General features: G+C 67.6%; 27 protein-coding genes and 1 tRNA gene. 11 read left to right on the forward strand and 17 right to left on the reverse strand.

All coding sequences use genetic code 11. The features are described from left to right. Positions 1 to 8: 8 nt before the first annotated feature. Entirely contained in the window at positions 9 to 1,661 is a 1,653-nt protein-coding gene (locus ACNSN7_RS10960; RefSeq protein ID WP_418282325.1) for a GTPBP1 family GTP-binding protein, read from the reverse strand. A gap of 515 nt (positions 1,662 to 2,176) precedes the next feature. Between ACNSN7_RS10960 and ACNSN7_RS10965 the strand changes: the two genes are divergently transcribed. From ACNSN7_RS10965 to ACNSN7_RS10985, 5 genes are all read left to right on the forward strand, one after another. Beyond that, a complete protein-coding gene (locus ACNSN7_RS10965) occupies positions 2,177 to 2,791 on the forward strand; it encodes a uracil-DNA glycosylase (protein WP_418282326.1) in 615 nt (204 codons plus the stop codon). An 89-nt stretch (positions 2,792 to 2,880) separates the two neighbouring features. Beyond that, the gene (hisH, locus tag ACNSN7_RS10970) at positions 2,881 to 3,594 is read left to right on the forward strand and encodes an imidazole glycerol phosphate synthase subunit HisH (RefSeq protein ID WP_418282327.1); all 714 of its coding nucleotides are present in this window, start codon (positions 2,881 to 2,883) and stop codon (positions 3,592 to 3,594) included. An 80-nt stretch (positions 3,595 to 3,674) separates the two neighbouring features. Beyond that, positions 3,675 to 4,202: a DUF7575 domain-containing protein gene (locus ACNSN7_RS10975; RefSeq protein WP_418282328.1), complete on the forward strand. Its 528-nt coding sequence runs from the start codon at positions 3,675 to 3,677 to the stop codon at positions 4,200 to 4,202. An 89-nt stretch (positions 4,203 to 4,291) separates the two neighbouring features. Next, positions 4,292 to 4,783 carry a FlaD/FlaE family flagellar protein gene (locus ACNSN7_RS10980; RefSeq protein WP_418282329.1) on the forward strand — a complete coding sequence of 164 codons (492 nt, stop codon included), beginning with the start codon at positions 4,292 to 4,294 and terminating at the stop codon, positions 4,781 to 4,783. Then, on the forward strand, positions 4,770 to 5,840 hold the full coding sequence (locus ACNSN7_RS10985) for an actin-like salactin (protein ID WP_418282330.1): 1,071 nt from the start codon (positions 4,770 to 4,772) through the stop codon (positions 5,838 to 5,840). The genes ACNSN7_RS10980 and ACNSN7_RS10985 overlap by 14 nt, the downstream gene beginning before the upstream one ends. A 44-nt stretch (positions 5,841 to 5,884) precedes the next feature. On the opposite strand, the gene ACNSN7_RS10990 is transcribed toward ACNSN7_RS10985, so the two are convergent. The 3 genes from ACNSN7_RS10990 to ACNSN7_RS11000 all read right to left on the reverse strand — a co-directional run bounded on the left by ACNSN7_RS10990 (position 5,885) and on the right by ACNSN7_RS11000 (position 7,552). Next, the gene (locus ACNSN7_RS10990; protein WP_418282331.1) at positions 5,885 to 6,391 is read right to left on the reverse strand and encodes a hypothetical protein; all 507 of its coding nucleotides are present in this window, start codon (positions 6,389 to 6,391) and stop codon (positions 5,885 to 5,887) included. A gap of 412 nt (positions 6,392 to 6,803) precedes the next feature. Then, a tRNA-Gln gene (locus tag ACNSN7_RS10995) sits at positions 6,804 to 6,876 on the reverse strand. A gap of 85 nt (positions 6,877 to 6,961) precedes the next feature. Beyond that, positions 6,962 to 7,552, reverse strand: a complete 591-nt coding sequence (locus ACNSN7_RS11000; protein WP_418282332.1) for a winged helix-turn-helix transcriptional regulator — start codon at positions 7,550 to 7,552, stop codon at positions 6,962 to 6,964. 146 nt (positions 7,553 to 7,698) lie between these two features. Between ACNSN7_RS11000 and ACNSN7_RS11005 the strand changes: the two genes are divergently transcribed. Next, complete coding sequence (locus ACNSN7_RS11005; RefSeq protein WP_418282333.1) at positions 7,699 to 8,007, forward strand: DUF7536 family protein; 309 nt, start codon at positions 7,699 to 7,701, stop codon at positions 8,005 to 8,007. Here the strand turns inward: ACNSN7_RS11005 and ACNSN7_RS11010 are convergent. Next, positions 8,004 to 8,285, reverse strand: coding sequence for an ArsR family transcriptional regulator (locus tag ACNSN7_RS11010; RefSeq protein WP_418282334.1), 282 nt, complete (start codon positions 8,283 to 8,285; stop codon positions 8,004 to 8,006). The two genes, ACNSN7_RS11005 and ACNSN7_RS11010, sit on opposite strands and share 4 nt — an antisense overlap. A 348-nt stretch (positions 8,286 to 8,633) precedes the next feature. Between ACNSN7_RS11010 and ACNSN7_RS11015 the strand changes: the two genes are divergently transcribed. From ACNSN7_RS11015 to ACNSN7_RS11030, 4 genes are all read left to right on the forward strand, one after another. Continuing rightward, positions 8,634 to 8,936, forward strand: a complete 303-nt coding sequence (locus ACNSN7_RS11015) for an EMC6-like membrane protein (RefSeq protein ID WP_418282335.1) — start codon at positions 8,634 to 8,636, stop codon at positions 8,934 to 8,936. After that, a complete protein-coding gene (locus ACNSN7_RS11020) occupies positions 8,937 to 10,760 on the forward strand; it encodes a ribosome biogenesis/translation initiation ATPase RLI (protein WP_418282336.1) in 1,824 nt (607 codons plus the stop codon). Positions 10,761 to 10,865: 105 nt separating this feature from the next. Further along, a complete protein-coding gene (locus ACNSN7_RS11025) occupies positions 10,866 to 12,005 on the forward strand; it encodes a pyridoxamine 5'-phosphate oxidase family protein (RefSeq protein ID WP_418282337.1) in 1,140 nt (379 codons plus the stop codon). Between the two features lie 71 nt (positions 12,006 to 12,076). Further along, positions 12,077 to 13,138, forward strand: a complete 1,062-nt coding sequence (locus tag ACNSN7_RS11030) for a S66 family peptidase (RefSeq protein WP_418282338.1) — start codon at positions 12,077 to 12,079, stop codon at positions 13,136 to 13,138. 60 nt (positions 13,139 to 13,198) lie between these two features. Here the strand turns inward: ACNSN7_RS11030 and ACNSN7_RS11035 are convergent, their stop codons facing one another. The 12 genes from ACNSN7_RS11035 to ACNSN7_RS11090 all read right to left on the reverse strand — a co-directional run bounded on the left by ACNSN7_RS11035 (position 13,199) and on the right by ACNSN7_RS11090 (position 24,700). Further along, the gene (locus ACNSN7_RS11035) at positions 13,199 to 14,998 is read right to left on the reverse strand and encodes a Na(+)/H(+) antiporter subunit D (RefSeq protein ID WP_418282339.1); all 1,800 of its coding nucleotides are present in this window, start codon (positions 14,996 to 14,998) and stop codon (positions 13,199 to 13,201) included. Next, positions 14,995 to 17,121 carry a cation:proton antiporter gene (locus ACNSN7_RS11040; protein ID WP_418282340.1) on the reverse strand — a complete coding sequence of 709 codons (2,127 nt, stop codon included), beginning with the start codon at positions 17,119 to 17,121 and terminating at the stop codon, positions 14,995 to 14,997. The genes ACNSN7_RS11035 and ACNSN7_RS11040 overlap by 4 nt, the downstream gene beginning before the upstream one ends. Beyond that, positions 17,118 to 18,746 carry a proton-conducting transporter transmembrane domain-containing protein gene (locus ACNSN7_RS11045; protein ID WP_418282341.1) on the reverse strand — a complete coding sequence of 543 codons (1,629 nt, stop codon included), beginning with the start codon at positions 18,744 to 18,746 and terminating at the stop codon, positions 17,118 to 17,120. The genes ACNSN7_RS11040 and ACNSN7_RS11045 overlap by 4 nt, the downstream gene beginning before the upstream one ends. After that, the gene (locus tag ACNSN7_RS11050) at positions 18,743 to 19,204 is read right to left on the reverse strand and encodes a cation:proton antiporter subunit C (protein ID WP_418282342.1); all 462 of its coding nucleotides are present in this window, start codon (positions 19,202 to 19,204) and stop codon (positions 18,743 to 18,745) included. The genes ACNSN7_RS11045 and ACNSN7_RS11050 overlap by 4 nt, the downstream gene beginning before the upstream one ends. Beyond that, entirely contained in the window at positions 19,201 to 19,794 is a 594-nt protein-coding gene (locus ACNSN7_RS11055) for an MnhB domain-containing protein (RefSeq protein WP_418282343.1), read from the reverse strand. Before ACNSN7_RS11055 ends, ACNSN7_RS11050 begins: the two co-directional genes overlap by 4 nt. Beyond that, a complete protein-coding gene (locus ACNSN7_RS11060; RefSeq protein ID WP_418282344.1) occupies positions 19,791 to 20,369 on the reverse strand; it encodes a DUF4040 domain-containing protein in 579 nt (192 codons plus the stop codon). Before ACNSN7_RS11060 ends, ACNSN7_RS11055 begins: the two co-directional genes overlap by 4 nt. Beyond that, positions 20,366 to 20,692 (reverse strand): monovalent cation/H(+) antiporter subunit G, encoded by a 327-nt coding sequence (gene mnhG / locus ACNSN7_RS11065; RefSeq protein WP_418282392.1) that lies wholly within the window; start codon positions 20,690 to 20,692, stop codon positions 20,366 to 20,368. The genes ACNSN7_RS11060 and mnhG overlap by 4 nt, the downstream gene beginning before the upstream one ends. After that, positions 20,692 to 20,997 (reverse strand): cation:proton antiporter, encoded by a 306-nt coding sequence (locus ACNSN7_RS11070; protein WP_418282345.1) that lies wholly within the window; start codon positions 20,995 to 20,997, stop codon positions 20,692 to 20,694. The genes mnhG and ACNSN7_RS11070 overlap by 1 nt, the downstream gene beginning before the upstream one ends. Beyond that, a complete protein-coding gene (locus ACNSN7_RS11075) occupies positions 20,994 to 22,205 on the reverse strand; it encodes a monovalent cation/H+ antiporter subunit E (RefSeq protein WP_418282393.1) in 1,212 nt (403 codons plus the stop codon). Before ACNSN7_RS11075 ends, ACNSN7_RS11070 begins: the two co-directional genes overlap by 4 nt. 121 nt (positions 22,206 to 22,326) lie before the next feature. Then, positions 22,327 to 23,496 carry a bifunctional phosphopantothenoylcysteine decarboxylase/phosphopantothenate--cysteine ligase CoaBC gene (coaBC, locus tag ACNSN7_RS11080; RefSeq protein WP_418282346.1) on the reverse strand — a complete coding sequence of 390 codons (1,170 nt, stop codon included), beginning with the start codon at positions 23,494 to 23,496 and terminating at the stop codon, positions 22,327 to 22,329. Positions 23,497 to 23,604: 108 nt separating this feature from the next. Beyond that, positions 23,605 to 24,138: a DUF6517 family protein gene (locus ACNSN7_RS11085; RefSeq protein ID WP_418282347.1), complete on the reverse strand. Its 534-nt coding sequence runs from the start codon at positions 24,136 to 24,138 to the stop codon at positions 23,605 to 23,607. A 34-nt stretch (positions 24,139 to 24,172) separates the two neighbouring features. Beyond that, positions 24,173 to 24,700 carry a multiprotein bridging factor aMBF1 gene (locus tag ACNSN7_RS11090; protein WP_418282348.1) on the reverse strand — a complete coding sequence of 176 codons (528 nt, stop codon included), beginning with the start codon at positions 24,698 to 24,700 and terminating at the stop codon, positions 24,173 to 24,175. A 225-nt stretch (positions 24,701 to 24,925) separates the two neighbouring features. Between ACNSN7_RS11090 and aroA the strand changes: the two genes are divergently transcribed. Next, positions 24,926 to 26,281 carry a 3-phosphoshikimate 1-carboxyvinyltransferase gene (gene aroA, locus ACNSN7_RS11095; protein ID WP_418282349.1) on the forward strand — a complete coding sequence of 452 codons (1,356 nt, stop codon included), beginning with the start codon at positions 24,926 to 24,928 and terminating at the stop codon, positions 26,279 to 26,281. The last annotated feature ends 147 nt before the right edge of the window (positions 26,282 to 26,428 follow it).

Here is a 26,428-nt window from a genome sequence, read left to right on the forward strand (position 1 = left end):
ATCCTACCCTACTCGCTCACGGCGTTCCCGTCGGTCGTGCCGCCGACGTCGGTGACGGTGCCGACGCCCTTGCTCGACCCTTCCCGGAAGACGAACCGCTGCCCCTCCTCGATCAGGTACGGTCGGAACTTGAACCGAACGCGCGTCCGTCCCGTGTCGCCGGGAAGCAACCGTCCCCCCTCCGGCGAGAAGACGGCCGCCTCCGAGAGCGTCTCGAGGTGGACGACGGGTTCGTACCCGTCACGGATCCGCGTCGGATGGTTGAGCACCATTACCTCCGCCTCGAACGACCGGGTCGGTTCGGGATCGGCGTCGCGCGGGACGAGCGCCATGCCGCGTTCGATCTCCTCCTCGGCGACGCCTTTCAGGGCGATGCCGACGATCCGACCCGCGGTCGCCTCGTCGACGCGGTGGTAGTGCATCTCGATCGAGCGGACCTCCACCTCGCGGAAGGAGCCGTCCGACATCGGCCCCAACAGGAGCTCCTCGCCCGCCTCGACGGCACCGGAGTGCACCGTCCCGGAGGCGACCGCGCCGACGCCGGTCACCTTGTAACTGCGGTCGATGTACATCCTGAACGTCTCGCGCTCGGGCGTCGCCCGCTTGGGGAGCGCCTCGAACAGTCGGTCGAGTTCGTCGACACCGTCCTTCGTGACGGCGCTGGTCCGGAGCAGCGGAACGACGCCGTCGCCGACCTCGGCGATCGCGACGTCGACGCCGTGGCGGTCGACCAGAAGCGGGGTCTGGCCCGCGTCCCGTAGCATCGACTCCACCTCGCGTTCGACCTCGGCCAGTCGGTCGTCGCTCACTGCATCCGCCTTCGTGATCGCGACGATCGTCGGGAGCTCGGTCGCGAGGAGGATCCCAAGGTGCTCCCGCGTCGTCCTCGTGGGTCCGTCGTCGGCCGCGACGACGAGGAGCCCGTAGTCGAGCTTCTGGCCGACCAGCCCACGGATGGTCGTCCGGAGCCACGGCTCGTGGCCCACGGTGTCGACGAACGAGACGAGCCGGTCCGCACGCTCGACGATCCCCGCCCGGTCGCTCTTTCTGTGCGGGTTCTCCATCCGAACGGGCTCGTCGGCGTCGGCCGCGAAGCCGTAGACGGCGTACGACAGGTCCGCGGACAGCCCTCGCTCGACCTCGTGGGGCTGTACGTCGAGGAACCCGCGAGTCCCTCCCTGTCCGTCGTCGGCGCGGCCGGTGACGAGCGTTCCGACGAGCGTCGACTTGCCGTGATCGACGTGGCCCGCCGTGCCGACGACGAGGTGGTCGTCGTCCGCCTCGAACATGCCGCCCTCCCGCAACGTCGCCAGCCCGACGAGCCCTTCCCGGTCGCCGTTGCCGGCCGAGCCGGCGCTCCACGTCTCCACGTCCGCGATGTGGGCGTCCGCCTCCTCCGCGAGCAGCGACAACACGTCCATCGTCTCCGAGAACGCGTCGGGATCGATGCCCGCGAGCCCCCCGTCGTCGGTGACGCCGAGGACGTAGGTGGCCTCGCCGTCCCCCGAGAGCACTCGGTGGCGCAGCTGCGCCACGAGCGACTCCATGCGCCCCTCCGAGAGGTGGACCTCGCGTGTCAGCCGCTCCTTGAACTCGATCGCGCCGCCGTCGCGCTCGCCACGCTCGATGGTCCGCCGTAACGCGGACCGGTCAGCGCTCATACCCGCTCGTAAGCGGTAGCGGGCTTTAACCGTTTTCGTGAGTGTGTCACTCGTACCCACGATATTCCGTGCGATCCGATCCGATTCCGCGCGACCCGATCCGACTCCGTGCCACCCGTCCGACTCCGCGCGACCCGATCCGACTCCGCGCGACCGATTCGACCCCACATACGGCGGGCGGATTCCGGAACCGAACGTCGACCCCGGTTTATAAACGCCACCGCGGTCGGCGTGCCGGTTCGCGCCCATGGGTGCGAACCGTCCGCGAGGGAGCCGCCAGCCGGTCGCCGAACGGTCCGGCGACCGGCTGGCTGCGAGGTTGGGGAGGAGTGAGGTGCGGGGCCGTGCGGTCGGCCCGGTCGCCGTGTATCCCCGTTCACCACGCGATCGCTTATGAGTGTGAGTCGAGACGCGCACGTGCTCCTATAAGCACGAGCCGACTGGTCGCCCGCCCTTATAAGCACGAGCCGAGCCGATCGCCCGCCCTTATAAGCGACCGCGACGGACGGAGCGACATGACCGACGAGGAGGGCCCCGGTCTCGACGACGACTTGTGCGTGACTGCCTGCCAGCGCTGTCCGGCGCTCGTCGACTCGCGGAGCCGGATCGTGAACGGCGTCGGCCCGATCGACGCCGACCTGCTGTTCGTCGGCGAGGGACCCGGCGCGAACGAGGACGAGCGGGGCGAGCCGTTCGTCGGGCGGTCCGGGGACGTGCTCGACGAGGCGCTCCGGGACGCTGGACTGGCACGCACCGACGTGCGCATCACGAACTGCGTCCGGTGTCGACCCCCCGAGAACCGCGATCCGCGGGCCGAGGAGCTGGCGAACTGCCGCGGCTACCTCGACGCGGAGATCGATCGGCTCGATCCCGAACTCGTCGTGACGCTCGGGAAGGTCCCGAGCGAGCACCTCCTCGATCGCTCGGTCGCGATCACCGCGGAATCGGGAGACGTCGTCGACGCCCGGCTCGCCGGTGCGTCGCGACGAGTGTTGCTCTCCGTCCATCCGGCGGCGACGCTGTACGACCGAAGCCAGCGCGAGGGCTTTTTCGACACGATCGCTCGCGCCGCGGAGCTGGCCGGGATCGCGGACGGCTCCGGCGGACAGTCTCGGCTCGGCGAGTTCTGACGAGTCGACGCCCACGCACCCCGTGGTTTCGCCACCCCTCGTCTGTACGAAGGGAAACCGACTTCTCGGTTGCCGACCGAACGTGACCTATGAGCACCTTCGAGCCGCCCGCGGAGACGCTGGCCGACGTCGTCCTCGTCGACTACGGTCTGGGAAACCTCCGCTCCGCGACCCGCGGACTGGAGCGAGCGGGCGCGAGCGTGGAGATAACCGACGATCCCGAGGCGTTCGCGGCCGCCGACGGCGTCGTCTTACCCGGCGTCGGTGCGTTCCGCGAGGGCATGGAGAACGCGGGACCGCTCCGCGAGGCGCTGACAGACCACGCCGAGGCGGGGCGACCGCTGTTCGGGATCTGTCTCGGGATGCAGATGCTTCTCACCACGAGCGAGGAGGCGGATCACGAGGGGGAAGGCGAAGTGACCGGCCTCGATCTGATCCCCGGAACGAACGTTCGGTTCGATATCGACCGCAAGGTGCCACACATGGGCTGGAACGAGCTTTCGGTCGTCCGTACTCACCCGATCGTCGACGGCGTTGACGAAGCGAGATCAGCGGCCTCGCAGACGGGTGGACCCGTCGGCGGGTCCGTCGACGGCGAGTACGCCTACTTCGTTCACTCCTACTACGCCGAACCGGACGACCCGGACGCCGTCGTCGCGACGGCGGACTACGGCATCGACTTCCCGGCCGTCGTCGCCAACGAGGCGGGTAACGTGTTCGGCACGCAGTTCCACCCCGAAAAGAGCGGCGAGACTGGGCTTCGGATCCTCCGTAACTTCGTCGAGTACTGCGCGGATCGCTGACCGGATCGGGTACCGTCGGGGCGACCCCCGCTGAACCGAACACCGCAGTCGGTAAATACGTCCCACCGAAAGCGGGTCGTATGCGAAACAGGCTCCGGCCCCTTCTGGCGGCGCTTCTCGCGTTCGTTCTGCCGGGGCTCGGACACGTGTTGGTGCGACGCTGGGGCCGTGCGTTGGTGTGGCACGGTACGATCGTCGGCGGTACAATCGCGCTGTATCTTCTCTACGACGTGGAGCCGATCGACCCGCTGGCCGCCCCGTCGACGTTCGCCACCGCGGTTCCGCTCGAGGTGTCGCTGCCGGTCGCCGTCCTCGTGACGCTGTCCGCGATCGACGCGTACCTCATCGGCCGGGAGGACGAGACGGCCGCGGCACGGGCGGAGGCGGCAGAGGCGGTGATTCGTCGACGGTCCTCGGCGGACGACGACGCCGCATGGTCGGTCATCGACGAGTCGTCGCCCGCCGAGGGAGCGGTGACTGCGGACGCACCCGCCGGCGACGAGGTCCCATCGGCGATCCAGTGTCCGAACTGCGGACGCGAGACGGACGCCGAAATCGACTTCTGTCACTGGTGTACCGAACCACTCCCGTGGGCCGACGACGAGTAGCCACGTCTCTCAGTTCTGATAGCCACGGCCGAACCCTCATATACCGTGTTCGTGACGGTTCCCGTAGGAACGCGAGCCACGGACCGAACATGACCCTGGATCCACGACGATACGACGTGCGGGAGCTGCGATCGATTGCGGGAACTCGCCGACCCGCCGCCGACGGCGCGCCTCGTAGCCGGACGGCCCGTGAGCCGAGCCGAACCCGTACGGAGCAGGCGGTCCGCTCGGCGGCGTTCACGGAACTCCTCCAGCGCCAACGAGGCCTCCGAGAGGTCACCGACGGCGAGCGACCGTACCTCTCGGCGGTCCCGGCATCGCCGGGCGCGGAACACGAGATCGGCGAGTGGCTCGGCTACCTCGTCGACGTCGGAGGACACGTTCGGAGCCGAGACGCGCTGTCGTACTACACGGAGATCGGCTGGATCGCGCCGGCGGTCGCGGACGCGTTCGAACGCCGCCTGCACGGCTTCGAGACGCCACGTCACGACAGGCCATTCACTCCCGCAGACCACCGGATCAGTCTCGTCTCCCTTGTTCGGCTCGCTTCGTACGTGAGCGACGACCATGAGCGACGATGAACCCACGCGGCTCGACGGTGGCGATGCCCCGGCTCCGGTCGGCGTGAAACTCGGCAGCACCCGAACGGTGCTCGATCTCCCGGACGGGAACGGTACGCGCGAGCGTCACTCCGTGCTCACCCGTCCGGCGACGGACGGGGACGAGACCACGGGCGAAGAGCGGGCCCGGTTCGGCCACGGCGCACCGACCGAGCGTCCCGAGACGGAACGGTTCATGCTTCGATCGGGGCTCCCCGTGGACGCGGAGCGCGTCGCCGACGCGAAGCGCTTCCTCGCAGCGCTCGTCGACGCCCACGACGTTCCCGCGAACAGCGCCGTCGTGTACGCCGTCCCGACCGTCGACACCGAGACCGGGATACGAAACCTGAAGGTGGTGATCGAGGGATCCGAGATCGGTCAGGCCGCCGTTCGATGCCTCCCAGAATCCCTGTGCGGAGCGATTCCGGCCTTCGGTGACGGTCTCGACGCGATAGACGAGGTGTTCGTATCCGTGAACACGGGTGCGACGACGCTCACGGCGTGTGCGTACCGTCGCGGCGAGCAGCTCTCGCCGTTCTCGACGGAGTCGGTCACCGGGACCGAGGTCGACCGTCGGATCGCCGCCGCCATCGACGCGGAGACTGAGGGACGCGTCCACGTCGATCGAACGACCGCCCGCGAGTACAAAGAGGAGCACGCCGACGTGTCCGACTTCGAGCCGTTCACCGACGTCGTCAACGGGCCCGACGGTGACAGCCGCGAGTTCACCGTCGACCGCGCCGTTCGGGAGCCGGTCGAGCGGTACATCGACGACGCGGTCGACGCCGTCGCAAACGAGTTTCTGCCCGAACTCGCGACCGACCACCTGAAATCGTCCCAGATCGCCCTCGGCCGGCCCGTCGTCGTCACCGGCGGGATGGCGTGTATCCCCGGACTCGCCGAGGCGTTCGAGCATCGACTGAGCGAGGAGCTCGACCGGGATATCGAGGTCATCACGCCTGACGATCCGGCCGAGGCCGCCACCGAGGGTGCCGCACGCGTCGCCACGCGATTGGTCTTCGCGTCTCCGTCCAGCTAACGGAGGTCCGAGCGAGCGTCGGCTCGGGCGTTGACTGGTCCGTGCTACGGTGACCGCGAACGGGAGCGACCGTCGACGTCCGGGACGTCGAACAGTCGTTCGGCGTCGTCGACCTGTCTCCGGTAGATCCCACGTCCCTTGAGCCGCGGGATCGAGTGCGTGTGGAGCCGCCGCGCCGCGCGGTCGTACACGAGCGGGAACACGTTCGTCCGGCGCTTCGCGACCGTATACGACGTCGCCCGTTCGACGAGCGCCTCGTCGGGGGCGGGGACGGTGACAACGACGTAGCCGATCGGCGTCGTCGAGCCGCCGGGGTTCACGACCCGTTCGAGCAGTAGCTCGCGGAAGTCGTCTGCGGTCTCGACCACCGCCGACGGGCCGTAGTCGGTGCCGTCGACGACGGTCGCGAGCAGATGTACGTCCCCGACGGTCGGATCCTCGTCGCGAGCGGCCCACACGGGATCGAACCCGTTCGTCCACTCGTCGACGACGTCGAACCCGTGCTCCCGTCGCTTGGCGACGACCGCATCGTGGTACCGGCTGTGATCCATGGCCGTCGTCCGTACTCCATGGTTAAAAATGATATATGTGATCACGAGGCATGCGATCGTCGTCGATACGCGTCCCTCGTCGGATACGAGGAGGCAACGAGCTGTCACGTCCGGAACACTCCCGACGCGAAGAACTCCCCGAAGGGGCTGCGGAGAGGCTGGCGAACTCATAACTGGCGTTGATCGTCGCAGGTACGTCCGCACTCATCGGTCTGGGGACCGTCACAACGCCGAGAAGACGGCTCTCCAACCGGCGCTGCAGTGATCGACTCGCCGACGATACCGCCGAGTACGTCGTTCCGGGCGGATTCGAACCAGGGAGCGGGAGGTGAGCGAGCAAAGCGAGCGAACGGGAGCGAGTGCGGTTCGAATCCGTCGGATATCTGCGGCTCGCGGGTTGCTCGCCGCAGGATAGTCCCGGGCGGATTCGAACCGCCGTCAATGGCTCCAAAGGCCATTATGATTGGCCACTACACCACGGGACTGCGAGTACGCGTAACCCGCCCGGACTCAAGTAGGTTACTTTCCGTTTCGACCGCCCCGACCGCGACGTCGCTCCCGTCGATCGCGTCAGGCTCCCTCGGAGAGGCGGTCGTATCGCTCCTCGAAGTTGCGCAGACAGGAGCCGCAACAGAAGTGATACAGCGTGCCGTCGATGCGGGCGGACTCCCCTTCGGCGGTGACGGTGTTGTCGCACTCGACGCAGTCGACCGCGAGGTCGACGTCGCCGAGCGCGGGCGACCAGTCGGCTCGGTCGACGACCCGAACGGAGAGTTCGTGGACCGACGCCAAACCGACCGCGTCGTCGACCAGTCCCCGGACGTCGCCGTCGGGGATCCGCGCTGAGACGGTCACGTCGCCCTCGGCGGTGAGGAAGACGTGCTCGACGCGCTCGTGGTCGACGAGCGACTCGTACACGTCCGCCGCGTCCGCCGGAGCGGACCGAATCGTCACGAGCGTCTCCAGTCCGGCCGACAGTTCACGGCCGTCGATCCGCACCGTGAACCCCTCGATGACGCCCGCCTCCCGCAGGCGATCGATGCGGTCGGAGACCGCCGGTGCCGAGAGTCCGACGCGGTCGGCGATGTCGCTGTACGCGCGGCGGGCGTCCGCCAGCAGGAGCCGAAGGATCTCTCTGTCCGTCTCGTCGAGCGTGCGCATATCTCGAGATTTCCGAGGAACACGTAAAAGTGTCCGGTCGATTCTCGCTATCCCACGCGGTGTGTGGTGCCCCTCGCGATCACGGGCGGTCCCAGTCGCTGGGACGGTCCGATGCGTCTTTGCTGTCGCGGGAACTACGCCCACGTGTGAGCGACGACGAACCGGAGAAACCGCCCATGCTCGTCCTGCTCGAGTCGCTGGAGTTCTACCGCAACGTCCGGATCGGTGCCGTTGCCGGCGTCGTTCTCGCGGCGGGGTTGTACCTCGTCCGGACGTTCGAACTGCTGGGGCCGTTGACGGAGGCGCGGGACTACCCGATCGTCGGCCCGGAGCTGTGGTTCCTGCTGCTGGCGGTCGTGTTGACGGTGACGTTTGCGCTGTTGGTCGCCGTGACACTCACGATCGGCGAGGCGATCCGTGGCGCAAAGAATATCTCGGCGGAAGAGCGGAGCTAGTCAGCCGTACACGAGGCCTCGCAGTCGTCGCCGGTAAGCTCCTGGGCCGGCTCGGTGAGCTGATAGAGGTTCTGTCGGGCGTCCGCGAAGTAGACGTCCTCGTCGACGACCCCGATACCCTCCAGTCGTTCGAGCGCGTACCGGACCGTTCGGGCGGACAGCATCGACTCCTGTACGATCCCCTTCTGCGTCAGCGGACCGTTGTACTCGAGCACTTTGAAGACGAGTTTCGCGCTCGGTGGGAGGTCGTCGAGACTCTCCTGTTGGGTTCCAGCCATCGTGACGGATGCAAACCGTACACAGCCATAAATGTTGATGGAGCACCGACCGATCCGACGCAGAAACCGGCAAAATAAGCCTAATACTACCCCATGTGTGGGTGATATCTGCCGGTAATCACGGGTTGAACTGACCAGTCAGTCAGCGGATCGGCTCGCGCGCGGACGGTGCATGTGTCACTGATGGGTGTCACTGGTGGAGGGGATCGATCGGCGGACGGTCGGGTCGGTCATCGACTCGGGATCGGATCGATCCCTCGTTGCGGACCGTGTCATTCCGTTGCGGTCGGTCGGCTCCCGGCTCGGCGGAACGAACACCTTTTCACGGGCGGTAGCGGACACGTACGTATGAGCGACGAGTCGGGAATCACGGGTCATACCCGAAGCGTGGTCGTTACCACGATCTGCTGTCTCGCAGGTATCGCTGCGGGCGTGGTGTCGGCCGTCTACGTCGGGACCGACCCCGCCAACGCGGGCGAAACGATGGCCGTGCTGGTGATGGGCGTGTTCGTCCTCGCACAGTACCCCCTGTACAAGGTCATCGGCGTCAGCGACTTCGGCGTAAAGGACAACCTCTACGTGGCGTTTATGACGTTCACGCTGTGGTTCATCAGCTACACGATCCTGCTCAGTTCGGCGGTGACGCTGTAGATGGCCGACGACAGCATCGCCGTCGTCGATCTGGACCGCTGTCAGCCCGACCGATGCAGCTACGAGTGTGCGAACTACTGCCCGCCGAACCGGACCGGCAAGGAGTGTATCACCGAGCGCGGCGAGGACACGATCGAGGGCGACCCGGACCAGATCCGGATCTCCGAGGAGATCTGTCTCGGCGAGACGTGCGGTATCTGCGTCGAGAAATGCCCGTTCGACGCGATCGAGATCATCAACCTCCCCTCGGAGCTCGAGGAGGATCCCGTCCACCGATACGGCGAGAACGCCTTCGCGCTGTACGGCCTGCCGACGCCGGAGCCCGGCAGCGTCACCGGTATTCTCGGCCCCAACGGGATCGGGAAGTCGACCGCGGTCCACGCGCTCGCGGGCGAGATGGTTCCGAACCTCGGGTCCCACGAAACCGAGGACCCCGAGTGGGAGGCAGTGCTCGACCGCTTCCGTGGCACCGGATTACAGAACTACCTCGCCGCGCTGGAGGGCGGCGACGTCACGGTCGCGCGTAAGCCGCAGTACGTCGACCAGATCCCCAAGCAGTTCGACGGCAACACCCGGGATCTGCTGGAGCGAACCGACGAGCGGGGCGCGCTCGACGGGCTCATCGACCGGCTGAACATCCGACCGGTGATGGATCAGGACATCGACTCGATCTCCGGCGGCGAGCTCCAGCGCGTCGCCATCGCTGCGTGTCTCGCTCGCGACGCCGACTTCTACTTCCTCGACGAGATCACGCCGTACCTCGACATCGGCCAGCGGATGGTCGCCGCGCGACTCATCCAGGAGCTGGCGAACGACGAGACGACCGACCGCTCGATGCTCGTTGTCGAGCACGACCTCGCGATCCTCGATCTCCTGGCCGACACCCTCCACGTCGCGTACGGTGAGCCGGGCGCGTACGGTGTCATCACCGACCCGAAGTCGGTGCGCAACGGGATCAACGAGTACCTCAAAGGCTACCTCGACAACGAGAACATGCGGATCCGACCGAGCGCCATCACCTTCGAGGAGCACGCCCCCCGCGTCTCCTCGAAGGGGACGCCGCTGGTCGAGTACCCGGACCTCTCGAAGTCGTACGGCGAGGGAGAGTTCGAGCTTCACGTCGACGGCGGCGCGATCCACGAGTCCGAAGTGCTCGGGATCGTCGGCCCGAACGGGATCGGAAAGTCCACGCTCGCGAAGCTGTTCGCCGGCTCTCTCGACCCCGACAGCGGCGAACTCGACTTCGAGCTCGACATCGCGTACAAGCCGCAGTACATCGAGATCGATCAGCCGATGCGCGTCGACGTGTTCCTCTCGTCTATCACCGACGAGTTCGGCTCCTCGTACTGGAACACGGAGGTCGCACAACCCCTCCAGCTCGACCGGATCATGGAACAGAACCTGAACGACTTATCCGGCGGCGAGCGTCAGCGCGTCGCCATCGCGGCGTGTCTCTCCGAGGACGCCGACTTGTACCTGCTCGACGAACCGTCCGCGCATCTCGACGTCGAACAGCGGGTTCGCGCGACGACCGCCATCCGTCGATACGCGGAGAACCACGACGCGACCGTGATGGTGATCGACCACGACATCTACATGATCGACCTCCTCGCGGACCGCCTGATGGTGTTCGACGGCGAGCCCGCCGAGCGCGGACACGCCACACCGCCACAGGAGATGCGGGAGGGGATGAACGAGTTCCTCGCCGACCTCGACATCACGTTCCGCCGCGACGAGCGGACGGGTCGCCCCCGGATCAACAAGCCCGACTCCCAGAAGGACCGCCAGCAGAAACGCGACGGTGAGTACTACTACGCGCCGTAGTCGCCCGGAGCCGGAGCGGTTCGCGACGGCACCGTAGTCGCCCGGGGCCGGAGCGGTCGCCGGGATTCACCAAGACGTATTACGGGACGGGCTGTCGGTTCCGGTATGAGCCAGACCGACGGCGGGAGCGACGACGTCGCATCCGGACCGGCGCTACACCTCGAGTCCGAGTCGCTCGATCCGACCGAGGCGTTCTGTACGGAGGTGTTCGACGAGACGGACCGACCGTATCGAGTGGTTCAGTTCACCACTGCACAGTCGTTCGACGAACTCAGGGACGCGCTCGACGCACAGCTGCGCGAGATCAACGACCCCTCCGAGGCCGCGGTGATCATCATGACGCCGCGCGCGGACGAGGAGTCGGAGTCCTCGGAAGTCGGTGAGGGAACCCCGCTGTACGCCTCTCGCGTGGATCCACAGGATTTGACCGGTATCTCCGTCGCGTTCTCCCGTCTCCTCGAACACTGGGAGGACGGGAAGGAGCCGGTGAGGATCTGCCTGCGCGACCTCGAGTCACTGCTCCCGTACCACGATTCGGACCTCATCTATCGCTTTCTCAACACAGTTCTCGCGACGCTACAGGGAGCCGGAGCCGACGTGCACGCACACCTCGACCCGGCGGGGATAGACGACGCGACGCTGCACATGCTGACGTCGCTTTTCGCGCACGTCGTCGAGGACGGTGACACGATCGACGACACGACCACGCCGAGCGATGACGCCGGAGCGACGAGACCTGGTTCGGAACCGAACTCGTCGGCATCCGAGTCGAACCCAAACTCGTCACCGGCCGACCCCGACGTGGCTCGGACCGCGACGATGACCGACGCCGAGATCGACGCGTTCCTCGCCGAGCAGGGGTACGGAACGCTCGCGTTCGGCGGGGACCCGCCGTACGCGGTTCCGATGTCGTACGGGTACGACCCCGACGAGCGGGTGGCATACACGCACATGTCGAGGTTCGAGGGGAGCGAGAAACGCGCCCGTCTCGATGAGTCGGCGTCGGTGTCGCTAGTCGTCTCGCGATACGAACGACCGGACCGGTGGCGCAGCGTTGTCGTCGTCGGGTCGTTGACGCGGCTGTCCGCGGAGGAGGTCCGGAGCGGCGACGCGCTGACCGTGTTCGCCAACAGCGAACTCGCCTCGGTCGACGTGTTCAGTCGCGATCCGTCGACCGTCGAGTTCGACTGGTACGTGCTCGAACCGACCGAGATCACCGGCCGACGGAGTGCAGGATCGATGTGAGACGAGACTTCGTGTGTGGTATGATACCACTCACGAGCGGTTTTAAGTAGACGACGCGTCACCCCTCCCGCATGAGCGAGTTCGTGACGCCGCCGCCGCTGGAGGCCGGCGATCGCGTCGCCGTGATCGCGCCCTCGAGCGGCGGGGCACAGAACGCCCGACACGTGTTCGATCTCGGTCTGCGTCGACTCCGCAAGCGGTTCGACCTCGAACCGGTCGTCTATCCGACCGCCAGACAGGGCGACGCGTTTCTCGCCGCGAACCCGCGTGCCCGCGCTGCAGACGTCCACGCCGCCTTCCGCGACCCCGATATCCGAGGGGTAATCGCCACGATCGGCGGGAGCGACCAGCTGCGGGTGTTACAGCATCTCGATCCCGAGACGCTCCGCGAGAACCCGCCCCGGTTTTTCGGGATGAGCGACAACACCAACCTCCAGCTCCTGCTGTGGAACGCGGGGATCGTCTCGTACAACGGCGGGCAGCTGATGAACGAGCTCGCGGTCCCGGGCGAACTGCCCACGTACACCGAACGCTACTGTCGGCGTGCGTTCTTCGACGCGTCGATCGGCGCGATCGAACCCGCCGACGAGTGGACCGACGAGCCGTCGACGTGGTGGACCGACCCCTCGGAGATGGGATCGTCGCCGGCGTACGAGCCGAACCCCGGCCGGCGGTGGGAGGGTGCCGACCGACAGGTCGAGGGTCGGCTGTGGGGCGGATCGCGGGCGATCGTTGAGTGGCAGCTGGCGGCGGATCGGTATCTCCCGGAGCCGGCGGAGCTCGACGGAGCCGTGCTCTGTCTGGAAACCGCCGAGACGGTCCCGGAACCGGAGGCGGTCGGCGCGACGCTGCTGTGTCTCGGCGAGCGCGGACTGTTGGAGCGGTTCGACGGCGTCGTCGTCGGCCGTCCACCGACTCGAAGCTTCCTGCGAGAGCCGCCGGCGGAAGGACGGATGGCGTACCGTGAGCGGCTGTACGACGCGATCGTCGCACAGGTGGACCGGTACAATCCGGACGCGCCGGTCGTGCTCGGTCTCGACTGGGGACACACCACGCCGATCGCGCCGCTGCCGATCGGCGGGCGGATCCGACTGGATCCCGATACGGACGGCGTCCGGTGTCTCGAAGCCTGACACCGACGGTATTCGACGCGTCACGTGAGTCGAATGACGGACCGACCCCGGCCGATCGCCTCACCCGAGCAGCAGCACGTACAGCGCCGCGGCGGCGATCAGCGTCACGAACAGAACGCTTCGACCGATACCGGTCCGGATCTCGGCGTCGACGCCGGCCCGTACGAGGAACTCCCGCGGGTGCATCGCCGTCCACATCGTGACGCCCGCGAGCGCCATCGTGAAGCGGTCGACGGCGGCCCAGGTCTCCGTGACGCCCCACACCGCGCCACGACCGGCGTAGAAGACCGCCGGGTTGAGAACCACGTCGACGTCACGCACGTGGTGGGCGAGCCAGCCGAGCGGGCGCTTCAGCGAGAAGAACCCGACGAAGCCGACGGTCATCAGGACCAGCGCCTTCTCGACGTGGCCGAAGTAGAGGGGGTCGGCGTACCAGCTGTACGGGTCCGCGAGCGCCATCGCCGACTCCGTGAACGGGAGCAGTCCGATCTGGGTCTGCCAGGAGACCCCGAGCGCGATGCACGCGACCGCCGCCAGCGACATCCCGCCGAGCTGGAACGGCGTCGTGTCGGCGAGCCCGCGGTGTTCCCGCGAGGGTTCCCCGTGGAAGAAGATGTAGTAGCCGAGCTTGATGAAGGACATAAACGTCCCGACCGCGCCGATCATCAGCAGCCACCACAGGAGGTCATAGCCGAACAGCAGCGGGACGTTGTTCACCTGTTCGGTCGCGTCCAGCACCATCCCCTTCGAGACGTACCCGTTGAACCCGGGCATCGCCGTGATCGACGCCGCACCGATCACGTAGATCAGGAACGCGACGGGCATCACCTTCCAGAGCCCGCCCATCTCCTTGATGTAGTTCGATCCGGTGCGGTAGATCACGACGCCGACGGCCATGAACAGCAGGCTCTTGTAGAGGACGTTGTTGAACAGGTGCGCGAACCCGCCGGCGACGGCGAACTCGCCCCACTGTCCGCCCAGCGTTGCGAGACCGATCCCCGCGAGCATGTAGCCGACCTGTGCCTGGATGTGATACGACAGCAGCCGGCGCGGGTCGTACTGGAGGAGCGCGAAGAACACGCCGTAGACGGCCATGAAACCGCCGAGATACGCCAGCCACCAGCCGCCCTCGGGGAACGCTCGGTACATCACGTACACCGCGGTCTTCGTCGTGAACACCGAGAGGAACACCGACGCGGCGATGTGCGGACGCGGATAGGTGTCCGGGATCCACGTGTGTAAGAAGACGAACCCGCAGTTGATCCCGATGCCGATCGCCGCGAGCAGCGCCGCCGAGGCGTGGATACCGGTCGCCGCCGTGAACAGGAAGCTGTCGACGGCAGCGAAGTGGACCACGACCGCGCCGAGCAGGATCGTCCCGCCGACGCCGTGGAAGATCGCGTACCGGTAACCCGCACGGACCGCCTCGCCACCGTAGTGCCAGACGAGGAGCGTGCTCGTGACGGCCATCAGCTCCCAGAAGAAGATCACGGTCAGCCAGTCGCCGGCGTAGATCGTGCCGATAGTGGAGGCGACGTACAGCAGCGCGAAACCGGTCATCCACCGCGGTGCGCCGCTTCCGTACGCGTACAACACCGCGGCGGTCGCGAGGAAGCCGACGACCAGCCCCATCATCGCGGAGAACTCGTCGACGTGTAAGAGGACGACCGAGAACCCGAGGAACTCCGTCGCGAGGTGGGTTCCCTCGGGTGCGAGGTACGCCTGGACGAACACGAATCCGGTCGCGAGCACGCCGGCGGCGTGCCCCAGCACCCGCGGCAGCACGACCGCGAGCCCCGCCGCGATCGTGAGCAGGAGCCACGGCGGGACCGTGGTCACCAGCGCGTCGAGCGCGGTCATGGGCGAGCCACCTCCTCGGGGAGCCGCGTGTCAACGATGAGCTCGATCAGCTCCAAAAAGCCCATCTCGTACGGGATCACGCCGAGCATCACCGCGAGCGCCATCGCCGAGAGGATGGGTCCGAGCATGAACCACGTCGACTCGCCACCGCGGAGGGCGGCGAGTCCACGGATGCGATCCCAACCGCCCGGCGGCGGACCGCCGTGATGACCGTGCCCGTGGTCGTCGTGGTCGTCCTCCGCATGCGGCTCCTGGTCGTCGTGGTCGTCCTCCGCATGCGGCTCCTGGTCGTCGTGTCCGTGCACCCCGTCGTCGTGGTCCGTCGAGGTCTCGTGTTCATCGTACGCGTCACGATCCCGACCGACGCCGAACGGAACGTCGGCGTCGGAGGGCTTCTGGTCGACGGCGTAATCCCCCGTGTCGACCCGCTCTGCCGGCTTCGAGAAGTCGCGTTCGGAGGTGTCGAAATCCGGACGGATGACGCCGTCCTCGTCCGTGGGAGCGCCATCGCCCTCCGCGTCGGGGATCTCGGCGTCATCGATCTCCTCGTCGTCGTCGTCTCGCGGTTGCCCACCATCCGTGGCCGCGTCGTCCACTGCGCGACCACCATCCGTGGCCGCGTCGTCCACTGCGCGACCTCCATCCGTGGCCGCGTCGTCCGCTGCGCGACCACCGTCGGTCGCGGGGAGCGTCGACCGCCTCTCGCCGCCCAGCCGGAAGTCGACGAGCGGTTTCGCGTCGTGGTCATCCTCGGCCTCGAAGAAGGCCGTGTACACGACGGGCCAGAAGTACGCCACGTTGAGCACGCCGGACAGCAGCAACGCGCCGACGAGGTAGTAGGCGACGGGCGTCAGCTCCGCACCCATCTGGATCCCACCGATCAGCATGTAGTACTTGCTGACGAAGCCGGCGAGCAGCGGGATGCCGGCCATCCCGGCGGCGGCGACGGTGAACGCGCCCATCACCACCGGCATCCGCTTGCCGATCCCGGCCATCTCCGAGATGTAGTCGGTGTGCGTCTCGACGTGGATCGCCCCCGCACAGAAGAACAGGGTGAGCTTCATGAACGCGTGCGCCGGAATGTGGAGGAGCGCACCGATCAGCCCGTACCAGCCGAACAGGCCGAGCCCGAGTATGATGTAGCTCAGCTGACTCACCGTCGAGTAGGCGAGCCGCTGTTTCAGATGGTCCTTCCGTAAGGCGATCAAGGAGGCCGCAGTCAGCGTGATCGCGCCGATCATCGACATGACGAGACCGGCGGTGAATCCGAACGGGAGCGACAACGCGAACGTGAGTTCGGGACCGAACACGTCGAGTATCACCCGCGAGACGCCGAACGCGCCGGACTTGACGACCGCCACCGCGTGGAGGAGTCCGGAGACGGGCGTCGGCGCGACCATCGCTTCGGGGAGCCACTGATGAAGCGGCATGATCCCGGCTTTCACGCCGAACCCGATCGCGAGGAGGAAGAAGGCGAGCATCGCGAGGCCGGGGTCGGCGTTCGCGAGTTCCTGAATGCCGCCGGGCGTGAACGCGACGGTCCCGGCGAGCCAGTACACCATGACGGTGCCGGCCAGCACCAGGACGCCGCCGCCGAACATCGTGTACGCGAGGTATTTCCGCCCCGCCGATCGGGCCTTCTCGTCCTCGTCGTGAGCGACGAGCGGGTACGTCGCGATGGACAGTAGCTCGTAGAAGACGAAGATCGTGACGAGGTTACCCGCGAACGCGATGCCCATCGTCGCCGACAGCGAGACGGCGAACGCGGCGAAGTACCGGGTCTGGTTGATCTCGTCGTTGCCGCGCATGTAGCCGATGCTGTAAAACGACGTGATGATCCACAGCCCGCTAGCGAGGAACGCGAACAGCATGCCGAGCGCGTCGGCGCGGAGCGCGAACTCGATGCCTGGCAGGAACGTCGCGATACTCGTTTCGTAGGTCACACCGTCCAGCACGCCGGGCAACATCGAGGCGACGACGCCGAACTTGACGACCGCCGCGAGTATCGTCCAGCCCTCGCGGACGTTCGGCGAGCGGTACGACGCGACGATGAAGACGGTCGCGACGAACGAGACGAGAACGGCCAGTAGCGGACGTAGGTCCTGTATCGGGGCTTCAGTCATGCGAACACCTCCGTGAGGAACGGATCGAACAGCTCCGCGAACACGATTCCGGCGAAGCCGAGCGCGACCGCAGCGACCGTCGTCCCGACGAGGACGAGGAACGCCGCCGTCGGGACGCGGTCCGGAATCCCGGTCGGATCCGGTGCGTCCGGCTTCGGCGCGACGGGCTCGTCGGCGGCGACCGCGTCGTGACCGCCGTCGGCGGCGACCGCGTCACCGTGCCGATCGGAGTCGTGGCCGTGGTCGTCGTGGCCGTGGCCATCACCGCCGTGCCCGGCCTCGGGGAGGCCGACGCCGGCGAAGTAGAGCTGCTCGATCAGCCGTGCGACGTACACGAGCGTGAACAGCGTGCTGACGAAGACCACGCCCGCGATCGCGATCCCGGCCACGCCGCCGCCGGCACCGCTTTCCTGAACCGCTCCGAAGGCGATGTACCACTTGCCGAGAAAGCCGATCGACGGCGGAATGCCGACGAGAGCGAGTCCGAGCACCGCGAGGGACCCCGCGGTGTAAGGGGCACGGCGAGCGAGGCTCGCGAGGTCCTCGACCCGGCGAGCGCCGTAGCCGAGCGCGAGCAGACCCGCCGCGAGGAACAGCCCGAACTTCAACAGTCCGTGACCGATCAGGTGAACGATCCCGCCCAGGAGAGCGGTCTCGTTCGCGAGCGCGACCGCGGCGGCGATCATCCCGAACTGCGCCACCGAGGAGTACGCGAATATCCGCTTGAGGTCCGACTGCATCGCGGCGAGCACGGACCCCGCGAGGATGGAGACCCCGGCGACGACGAGCACGCCCGCCGTGATCGCCTCGTTGGCCGCGAGGAAGTCGACGGTGAACACGGTGTACGTGACGCGGATGAGCGCGTACGCGCCCGCCGTCGAGACGAGCGCGGCGACGAACGCCGTCACCGCGTCCGGCGCGCGTTGGTAGGCGTCCGGCTGCCAGGTGTGGACCGGGAACAGAGCGATCTTCAGCGCGAAGCCGGCGACGATGAAGGCGTAACCGGCCTGGATCAAGGGGTCGGTGTAGCCGACCGCGGCGATGCTCGACTGGAGGTCGAGCATGTTCAGCGTCCCGGTCGCGAGAAAGACGTAGCCGACGCCGACGAGGTACAGCGACGCGCCGACGGTGCCCAACACGAGGTACTTCACGGACGCGTACGCGCTCGCCCCGGACCGGTCCGCAGCGATGAGCGCGTACGTCGTCAGCCCGACGATCTCGAGGAAGACGAACATGTTGAACAGGTCGCCCGTGAGCGCGACGCCCATCAGGCCGCCGGTGAGCAGCAGGTACCCGCTGTAGAACGCGTTCCCGCGCGGCCCGGCGACCCGAGAGAACGCGAGCGTGAGGACGGAGACGATGGCGATCAACACGAGCACCGCCGCCGACAGCTCGTCGGCGACGAGCTCGATCCCGACCGGGGGCGCGAAGCCGCCGAGTTCGTGATTGAACCCGCCGCCTGTGTACACCTCGACGGCGACCGCCGTGGCGAGCCCGACCAGTCCGAGGGTCGTCCCGGCGGCGATCGGCCAGCCGACGTTTTCGTACCGTAAGCCGAGCGCGAGCGGCACCGTCGCGGCGACGATCGGGACGACGACCAAAAGCGGGAGCAGGAGGTCGATCATCGATCCGTCCCTCCGTCGTCATCGCCCGCAGCCGTGGAACCGTTCGCCCCGTCGTACTCGCCGCCGGGGAGCGTCCCCTCGTCACGCAGCACGTCGCGAAGCGTGTCCACCCGAAGGGTGCCGTACTCGTCGTAGATGCGGATACACAGCGCGAGCCCGACCGCGGTGAGGCTCACGCCGACGACGATGGCGGTGAGGACGATCACGTGCGGGAGCGGGCTGACGTAGCCCGCACCCGTCTCCGTTCCGGGTGGGATGATCGGGATCGCGCCTCCCTCGACGTATGCGGCGGCGACGAAAAGCAAGAATATCGCCGTCTGGAACAGGTTGAGCCCGATGATCTTCTTCACCAGGTGCGGGTTCGCGATCATCATGTAGAGGCCGATACAGAGCAGGAGCGAGAACGCCACGTAGGCGTGGCGCGTTGTCAGTACGTCGATGAACAGTGATGTCGTCATTGATCGCCTCCGTCGTTGGTAAACGTCGGATCCGCTCCCCGGTCGAATCCGACCGCGAGGAGGAAGAACAGTCCCATGAGTACCCCGCTCACGATGGCGGCGATACCGAGAATCTCCACTCCCTCCATCCCGTACGTGACTGGTTTGGGGATGGGCAACAGCTCGTACTGCAGGAACGCCCCGCCGAGCGCCATCGTCGCCAGCCCGATGCCGGCGAAGATCAACGTCCCCCCGACCGCGAGGCCGACGACGACGGTGTTCGCGAGCCACTGACGCGTCGAGTCGATACCGAACGCGAACGCGATCATGAACACGACGGCGGCCATGATCGCACCGCCCTGAAACCCGCCGCCGGGAGAGCCGCCGCCGTGGAACGTCACGAACAGCCCGTAGGTGAACGCGAACGGTGCGACCAGTTTCACCGTGGTCATGATCACCTGACTCTCCGTGTACGGCGAGCTCTGCCGTTCGATCTCGGAGACACGCGGACGGTCGCGGGCCCCCGCCATCTCCGTCTCGCGATCCGGTTCGGCCGAGGAAACGTCGGCCGGGTCGATGTCGACGCCGTGATCGGCGTCCGGGTCGCTCATGCGAACACCTCCCTGTGAAGGACGATCATCGCAGCGACGCCGGCGGCGAAGACGACGACCGCCTCGCCGAAGGTGTCGAACCCCCGATACGCGGCGAGCACGGCCATCACCGCGTTCTCGACGCCGGTGTCGGCGTACGTACTGGTGATGTAGTACTGCGTGACGTCCACGTTGCTCCACACCGGCGCGTCGGCGTCGCCGACGGCCGGAACGTCCGACATGGTCAACAGCATGCCGGCGAACAGCACTCCGGCAGCCCCCAGCGCGGGCCAGTTCACCGACTCGAAGGCGACGTCGTGGTCGATCCGCGTGGTCTTCGCGAGCGTGAGAAGCAACAGGATCGTCGTGATGCCCGCCGAGATCGCGGCCTCCGTCATCGCCACGTCAGGGGCGCGGTAGAACGTATACAGCGCCGCCATTCCGAGGCTGTACGCACCGAAGACGATGACGGCCGCGAGCACGTCACGTGCGAGCGCGGTGACGATCGCCGTCAGGACGACGAAGACGAACAGGCTCGCCTCGACGGCCGTGATCTCGGCAACGACGGGTGACGGAACGGGAGCGACTCCCGTCATCGGCGATCATCCCCCTCGGTCCACGGGACGATCCCCTGTTCGAGGGCGGCACGGGCGATTCCGTGTGCCGCCGTCGGGTTCGTCACGAAGATGAAAAACAGGAGGATGAGACTCTTGAACCCGGCACCCTCCCAGCCGATCACCAGCGCGACGGCCGCCAGCGCGAAGCCCGCACCGAGCGTGTCGGCCTGTGATGCGGTGTGTGCCCGCGAGTACACGTCGGGCAGCCGGATCACGCCCGTCATCGAGACGAACGTGAAGAACAGTCCGACGACGACGAACAGGACGACGAGCCCGAGCCGAACCGGTTCGAGCGCGTCGATCACAGGACACCACCCCGTTCGACGGTGAACTTCGAGATGGCGATCGCCATCAGGAAGTTCAACAGGGCATAGATCAGCGCGATGTCGAGGAACGTCGGCTCCGACAGCGCTGCTCCCAACATCGCGAGGATCACGACGGTGTTGGTACCGAGCACGTTGACGGCGAGCACGCGGTCCTGCATCGTCGGGCCCTTCACCGCGCGGTACAGCATACCGATCGCGAGGACGACGAAGCCGGCTGCCGACGCAAGCAGAAAGTCGCCGACGGAGTAGCCGGCGACCACGGTGGCGTCGACGAAGCTCATTCGTCGATCGCCTCCTCGTCGCTCCGACAGCTCCGATCATCGGCACGCTCCGGTCCAGCGCCGGGACCGCCGTCCGCCCGCGCGATGGGGAGATCCTCGGTCGCGTTCGGTCCCTGTAGGACCGCCACGTCGTCGCGCTCGCGAGGGGTCGGGAGACGAGCCGCTTCCCGACCGTAGAACACCAACCGTACCCATCGTTCGAGCGACCCGTCGAACAGCCCCTCGCGAGCCCACGGGATGAGCGAGTGAACGTAGAGGTTCTCGTCGCGGGCGCGAACCGTGAGCGTCCCCGGCGTTAGCGTGATCGAGTTCGCCAGCGTCGTGAGCGGAACGCCGCTCCCGACGAGCACGCGCATACGGTTCAGCGTGGGATCGATCGGGAGTCGCGGATCGAGAATGACGCGCGCGACCACGACGTTCGACCGCACGATCTCGATGAGGAGGACGGGAACGTACACCGCCATGCGAGCGAGAACCAGCGGCGTCTCCGGGAACCTCGGGTCGTTGTCGACGCTGATCCGCGAAAGGGTGATCGCGACGATCGTCGCCGTCGCGACGCCGGTCACCCAGTCGAACCAGTAGAGCGGATCGCCAAGCACGAAATAGAACAGTAACGAGACGCCGAACGTGGCCGCGAATCGGATCCCGGTCGCCTCCTGAACGAGTCGCTCGCGGCGCGTCGGCCGGTCCACGGGTGCCTCCATGACGTCCAGCGAGGTGCTCGCGAGCTCGAACTCAAGCGGCTGAAGCAGCGTCGTGTTACCGACCGGCGTGTACTCGGGATCCAGCACGACCGACCCGAGGTCGTGCGTGCTGGCGTACTCGGCCAGTTTCCGGGCGAAGTCGCTCGGGCCGAACAGATACGACTCCGATCCGACGATCCCGGTGACGATATCGACGTCCTCGACGCCGGCGTCTGCGAGGTCCGTCTCGGCCCAGACCGCGACCCGTTTCAGGAGCTGTTCGGCCGCCTCGCGCCGATACCGGACGTTCGGGTCGTCGTCACGCCACGACGCGAGCGCGATGAAGTGAAGCGACGAGTACTCCCCACGCGCGGCGGCCTCCGCGACGTGCGCGACGGTCGCACGGAGCGTCGACGTCCGATCGACCGGAACGAGGACCCCGCCTCCACCGCCGTCGTCGGAGTCAGCCACCCGCCTCACCCCCGGACGCGTCGGTAACGACTGTGACGATGCACATGTAGGTATCTACACGAGGGGTCGATCGGACGACTCAAAACAGTTCTTATCTCAGCCAACTCGGAGTGCTTCCGAATGCGAGTTCCCCGCTCCCGCAACGGATTGATCGATCGATCATCGATACTCCGAATCATCCGTCACGGTTCAAAAACCGACCAAGTCTCTCGGCGATCCGCCCGGCGACAGCGTCTTTCGTCCCCGTTACGGGTTCGGGTTCGTCACCGTCCGCGCCGATCAGCAGCACGCGCGTCTCGTCGTCGCCCATGACGCTTGCGTCGTTGGCGACGACGAACGCGAGGCCGACTCGGTCGCGGATCCGTTCGGCCTCCGCGATCATCGCGTCGTCGTCGCCGGACGTCTCCGCTTTGAACCCGACGATCGGGATATCCGGATGCGCCTCGCGGACGGAGTCGATGAGCTTCGGCGTCGGCTCGAGATCCAACGCGAGCGGCGAGCCCGATCGGATCTTCTCTTGGACCGCATCGGCGGTGAAATCGGAGATCGCTGCCGCCGACACGAGCGCGTCCGCCGTCGAGGCCGCCTCCCGACAGGCCGCCATCATCTCGTCCGCCGTCTCCACGCGGATCACGTCGGCGTACTCGACGTCGGGCCCGTCGTGGACGAGCGTCACGTCCGCACCGCGGATGTACAGCGCGCGAGCGACGGCGCGGCCGGTCTTGCCGGACGCGCGGTTCGTGAGGATCCGTATGGGGTCGATCCGCTCTTTCGTCGCGCCCGCGGTGACGACGACGTGGGTCCCCGACAGCGAGTCGGGCGTCGTCGCCCGCGCGACCTCCGTGACGATCGTCTCCTCGGCGGCGAGCTTCGCTTTCCCCTCCGCCACTCGCGGATCGGCGAACGTCACGCCCCACGCCGCGAGCGTGTCGAGCGCCTCGAGCACGCCCGGGTGGTCGTACATCGGCTCGTGCATCGCCGGGGCCATCACGACCGGGACCCCCGCCCCGAGCGCGGTGGTCGCACACGTCGTGACCGGCGTGTCGTCGACGGCGGCGGCGACCTTCCCCGCGGTGTTTGCCGTCGAGGGTGCCAGAAGGAGGACGTCCGCCCAGCCGTCCGCCCCGCACAGCTCGACGTGTTCGACGTCGCCGGTGATCTCGGTCACGACGGGCTCGTCGGTCGCGAAGTCGACCGCCCACGGGTGGACGATGTTCGTCGCGGCCGGAGACATGACGGCGCGGACGCTCGCGCCGTGACGGCGGAGCTCGTGTGCGAGTTCGACGACCTTCACCGCCGCGATACTGCCCGACACGCCGAGCGCGACGTTGACCCCCTGTAACATTACTGGAGACGTTGCCGCCCCGACGTTAAATATCGTCGCGTCACCGAGCCGGGACGACGCCCCCGAGACCGGGAGACCGTCTCGGTGCCAGAGCCACGCGGGCGAGCGTCACGGGGCCGAACGAACGCCACGGATCAGTCGAAGCAGATCGCGGCGAGCGCGGTCGGCGTCACCGACGAGCGGATACGCGCCCCCGGCAAGCCGGTAGTCGTCGACCGACCAGACCGCGAGCAGCGCCTCGACTGGCACCGTTCGGCCCCCGGCAGCGGACCGATCGGCAACCGTACACTCCCCCCGAAACGTCGACAGCGCCGCGGCCGAGGCCGCCGGATCGTCGATCCTCACCTCGCGATCATCGAGGTGGTCGACGTCGCGGATGTCGTTGTCCGCGAGCCGGGTGCGGAACCCGGCGCGAGCCCGACGCTCCACGAGCCGGGTGAGTACCGGGTTCGGAGCGACGGACGGTTCGATCCGAAGGCGACTCGCGAAGAAGAACGGTCGGGGGTCGGCGTCGTCGACCGGTTCGAATCGGACCGTCGCCGCGGTCACCGACACCGGACCGGCCGAGAACGGCACCTCCGTGGTCTCCGCGACGCGCCGCCATCCGTCGAGCCGATCGGTCGGGACGGACGGCGGATCCATGTTCGGACACACTGATCGAAAACGGAGGGACGCGTCAGTCCTTTCGCTTGACGACGTCGCCGAGCGTCATCGTTCCGGAGTCGCCCGACTCCCACTCGGCGTCGACGTCCTCTCCCTCGACGAGCGAGATGTCGAGCGCGCGTTCGAGCTTTCGCTGGACCTCGTCGGTCGGGAGCGTGTCGCCGCGTTCGAGCTTCCGGATGAGACTCGCCTTCTCGTTGAGCTGATCGGCCAGTTCCTCCTGGCTCAGGCCCTCCGACTCCCGGGCCGTCCGGATGCGGTCGTCGTAGTCCGTGGCGATCTCCTCCATGTCGTCGAACATGTCTCGACGACGGCTGGACCCGCCCGAGGAGCCGGATCCCGACGATGACGACGATGACGAGGAGGACGGCGTTCCGGAACTGGAGCTCGTCGAGTACTTGCTCCCGCCCGCGGTGCTCGGCTCCTCGCGGACCTCCGTGCCGAAGTCGGTACAGGAACTACACAGCTCCAACTCGGCACCTTCGACCTTCGTCGTCGTCAGCGAGGTCTGATCGGCACCACACATCTCACACTGGGGCATACGCGGAGGTAACGCTCCCGGTCGTATAAAGGGTACGCCGCGACCGGTCGTCGGTCCCACCGGTGACGGCTCGAGCGATCGCGCTGCGGGCCGTGTCGCGTCCGGCACAGCATCGCGTCCGATGCTGGACTCGCGGGCGATGCTGGCTCGCGTCCAGTACCGACTCGCGTCCGATGCTGGCTCGCGTCCGGTACCGACTTACCCCCGCGTGCGGCAGGGGATGGTATGGACGTTCACGTCACCGGCTCCGACGTTCGGGGTACGACCCGCGCACCGCCATCGAAGAGCTACACGCACCGCGCACTGCTCGCGGCAGGATACAGCGACGGCGCGACCGTCCGGTCGCCGCTCGTCTCCGCGGACACGAAGGCGACCGCACGCGCGGTGACCGCCTTCGGCGGCGACGTCGACCGCGACAGGGACGCCGACGCGTTCGTCGTCGACGGCTTCGGGGGCCGCCCGGACGTCCCCGACGACGTCATCGACTGTGCGAACTCCGGGACGACGACGCGGCTCGTCACCGCGACCGCCGCGCTCGCGGACGGCGGCACCGTGCTCACTGGCGACGCCTCGCTTCGGTCGCGTCCGCAGGGCCCCCTGCTCGACGCCCTCTCCGACCTGGGCGTCCGCGCGGAGTCGACCCGGGGGAACGGGCAGGCACCGCTGGTCGTGTTCGGTCCGCTGTCCGGCGGCGACGTCGCGATCCCCGGCGACGTCTCCTCGCAGTACGTCACCGCCCTGCTGATGGCCGGCGCGGTCACTGACGAGGGGATCGACGTGGCGCTGACGACCGAGCTCAAATCGGCTCCGTACGTCGACATCACGCTCGAACTGCTCGCCGAGTTCGGGATCGAGGCGACGCCGATCGGCGGCGACGCGCGGGACGCGGAGCGCGCGACGGGTGCGACGAGTGCGGCGGGCGCGGACGGCTTCTCCGTGCCGGGCGGACAGACGTACGAACCCGACGGCGGAACCTACACCGTCCCCGGCGACTTCTCGTCGATCTCGTATCTCGTCGCCGCGGGTGCGGTCGCGGCCCATCCCGACGACTCGGTCCGGATCGAGGGCGCGCGCCCGAGCGCACAGGGCGACTCCGCGATCGTCGAGATCGCCGAGCGGATGGGTGCCGCGATCGACTGGAACCGCGATGACGGCGTCATCACCGTCGAGCGCTCCGCGCTGTCGGGAGTCGAGGTCGACGTCGGCGACACGCCCGATCTCCTGCCCACGATCGCGACGCTCGGCGCGATCGCCGACGGCGACACGCGGATCGTCAACTGCGAACACGTCCGATACAAGGAGACCGACCGGGTCTCCGCGATGGCCGAGGAGCTGGCGAAGCTCGGCGCGGAGACGACCGAGGAGCCGGACGTCCTGACGGTCCACGGCTCCGAGAGCGACCTCAGCGGGGCGACCGTCGACGGCCGCGCCGACCACCGGATCGTGATGGCGCTGGCGGTCGCCGGCCTCGTCGCCGACGGGACGACGACGATCCGCGGCGGCGAACACGTCGACGTCTCCTTCCCCGACTTCTTCTCGACGCTCCACGACTTGGGGGCTCGGATCGATCGGGAGGAGTGAGGGCGGTCGGTCCGCGGTCGCGACGTGAGCGAGCCGTTTGCGCCACGATGGGAGCGAACGTTCGCCCCCCGACGGACGCGACCCGTGGAGCGCAACCGCTTTGCTCCCGCCGGGCCGACCCGACGGTATGACCGCATCGGACGAGGA

The sequence above is a fragment of the Halorubrum rarum genome, from assembly GCF_048380895.1.
In the GTDB taxonomy this organism is placed as follows: Archaea; Halobacteriota; Halobacteria; order Halobacteriales; family Haloferacaceae; genus Halorubrum.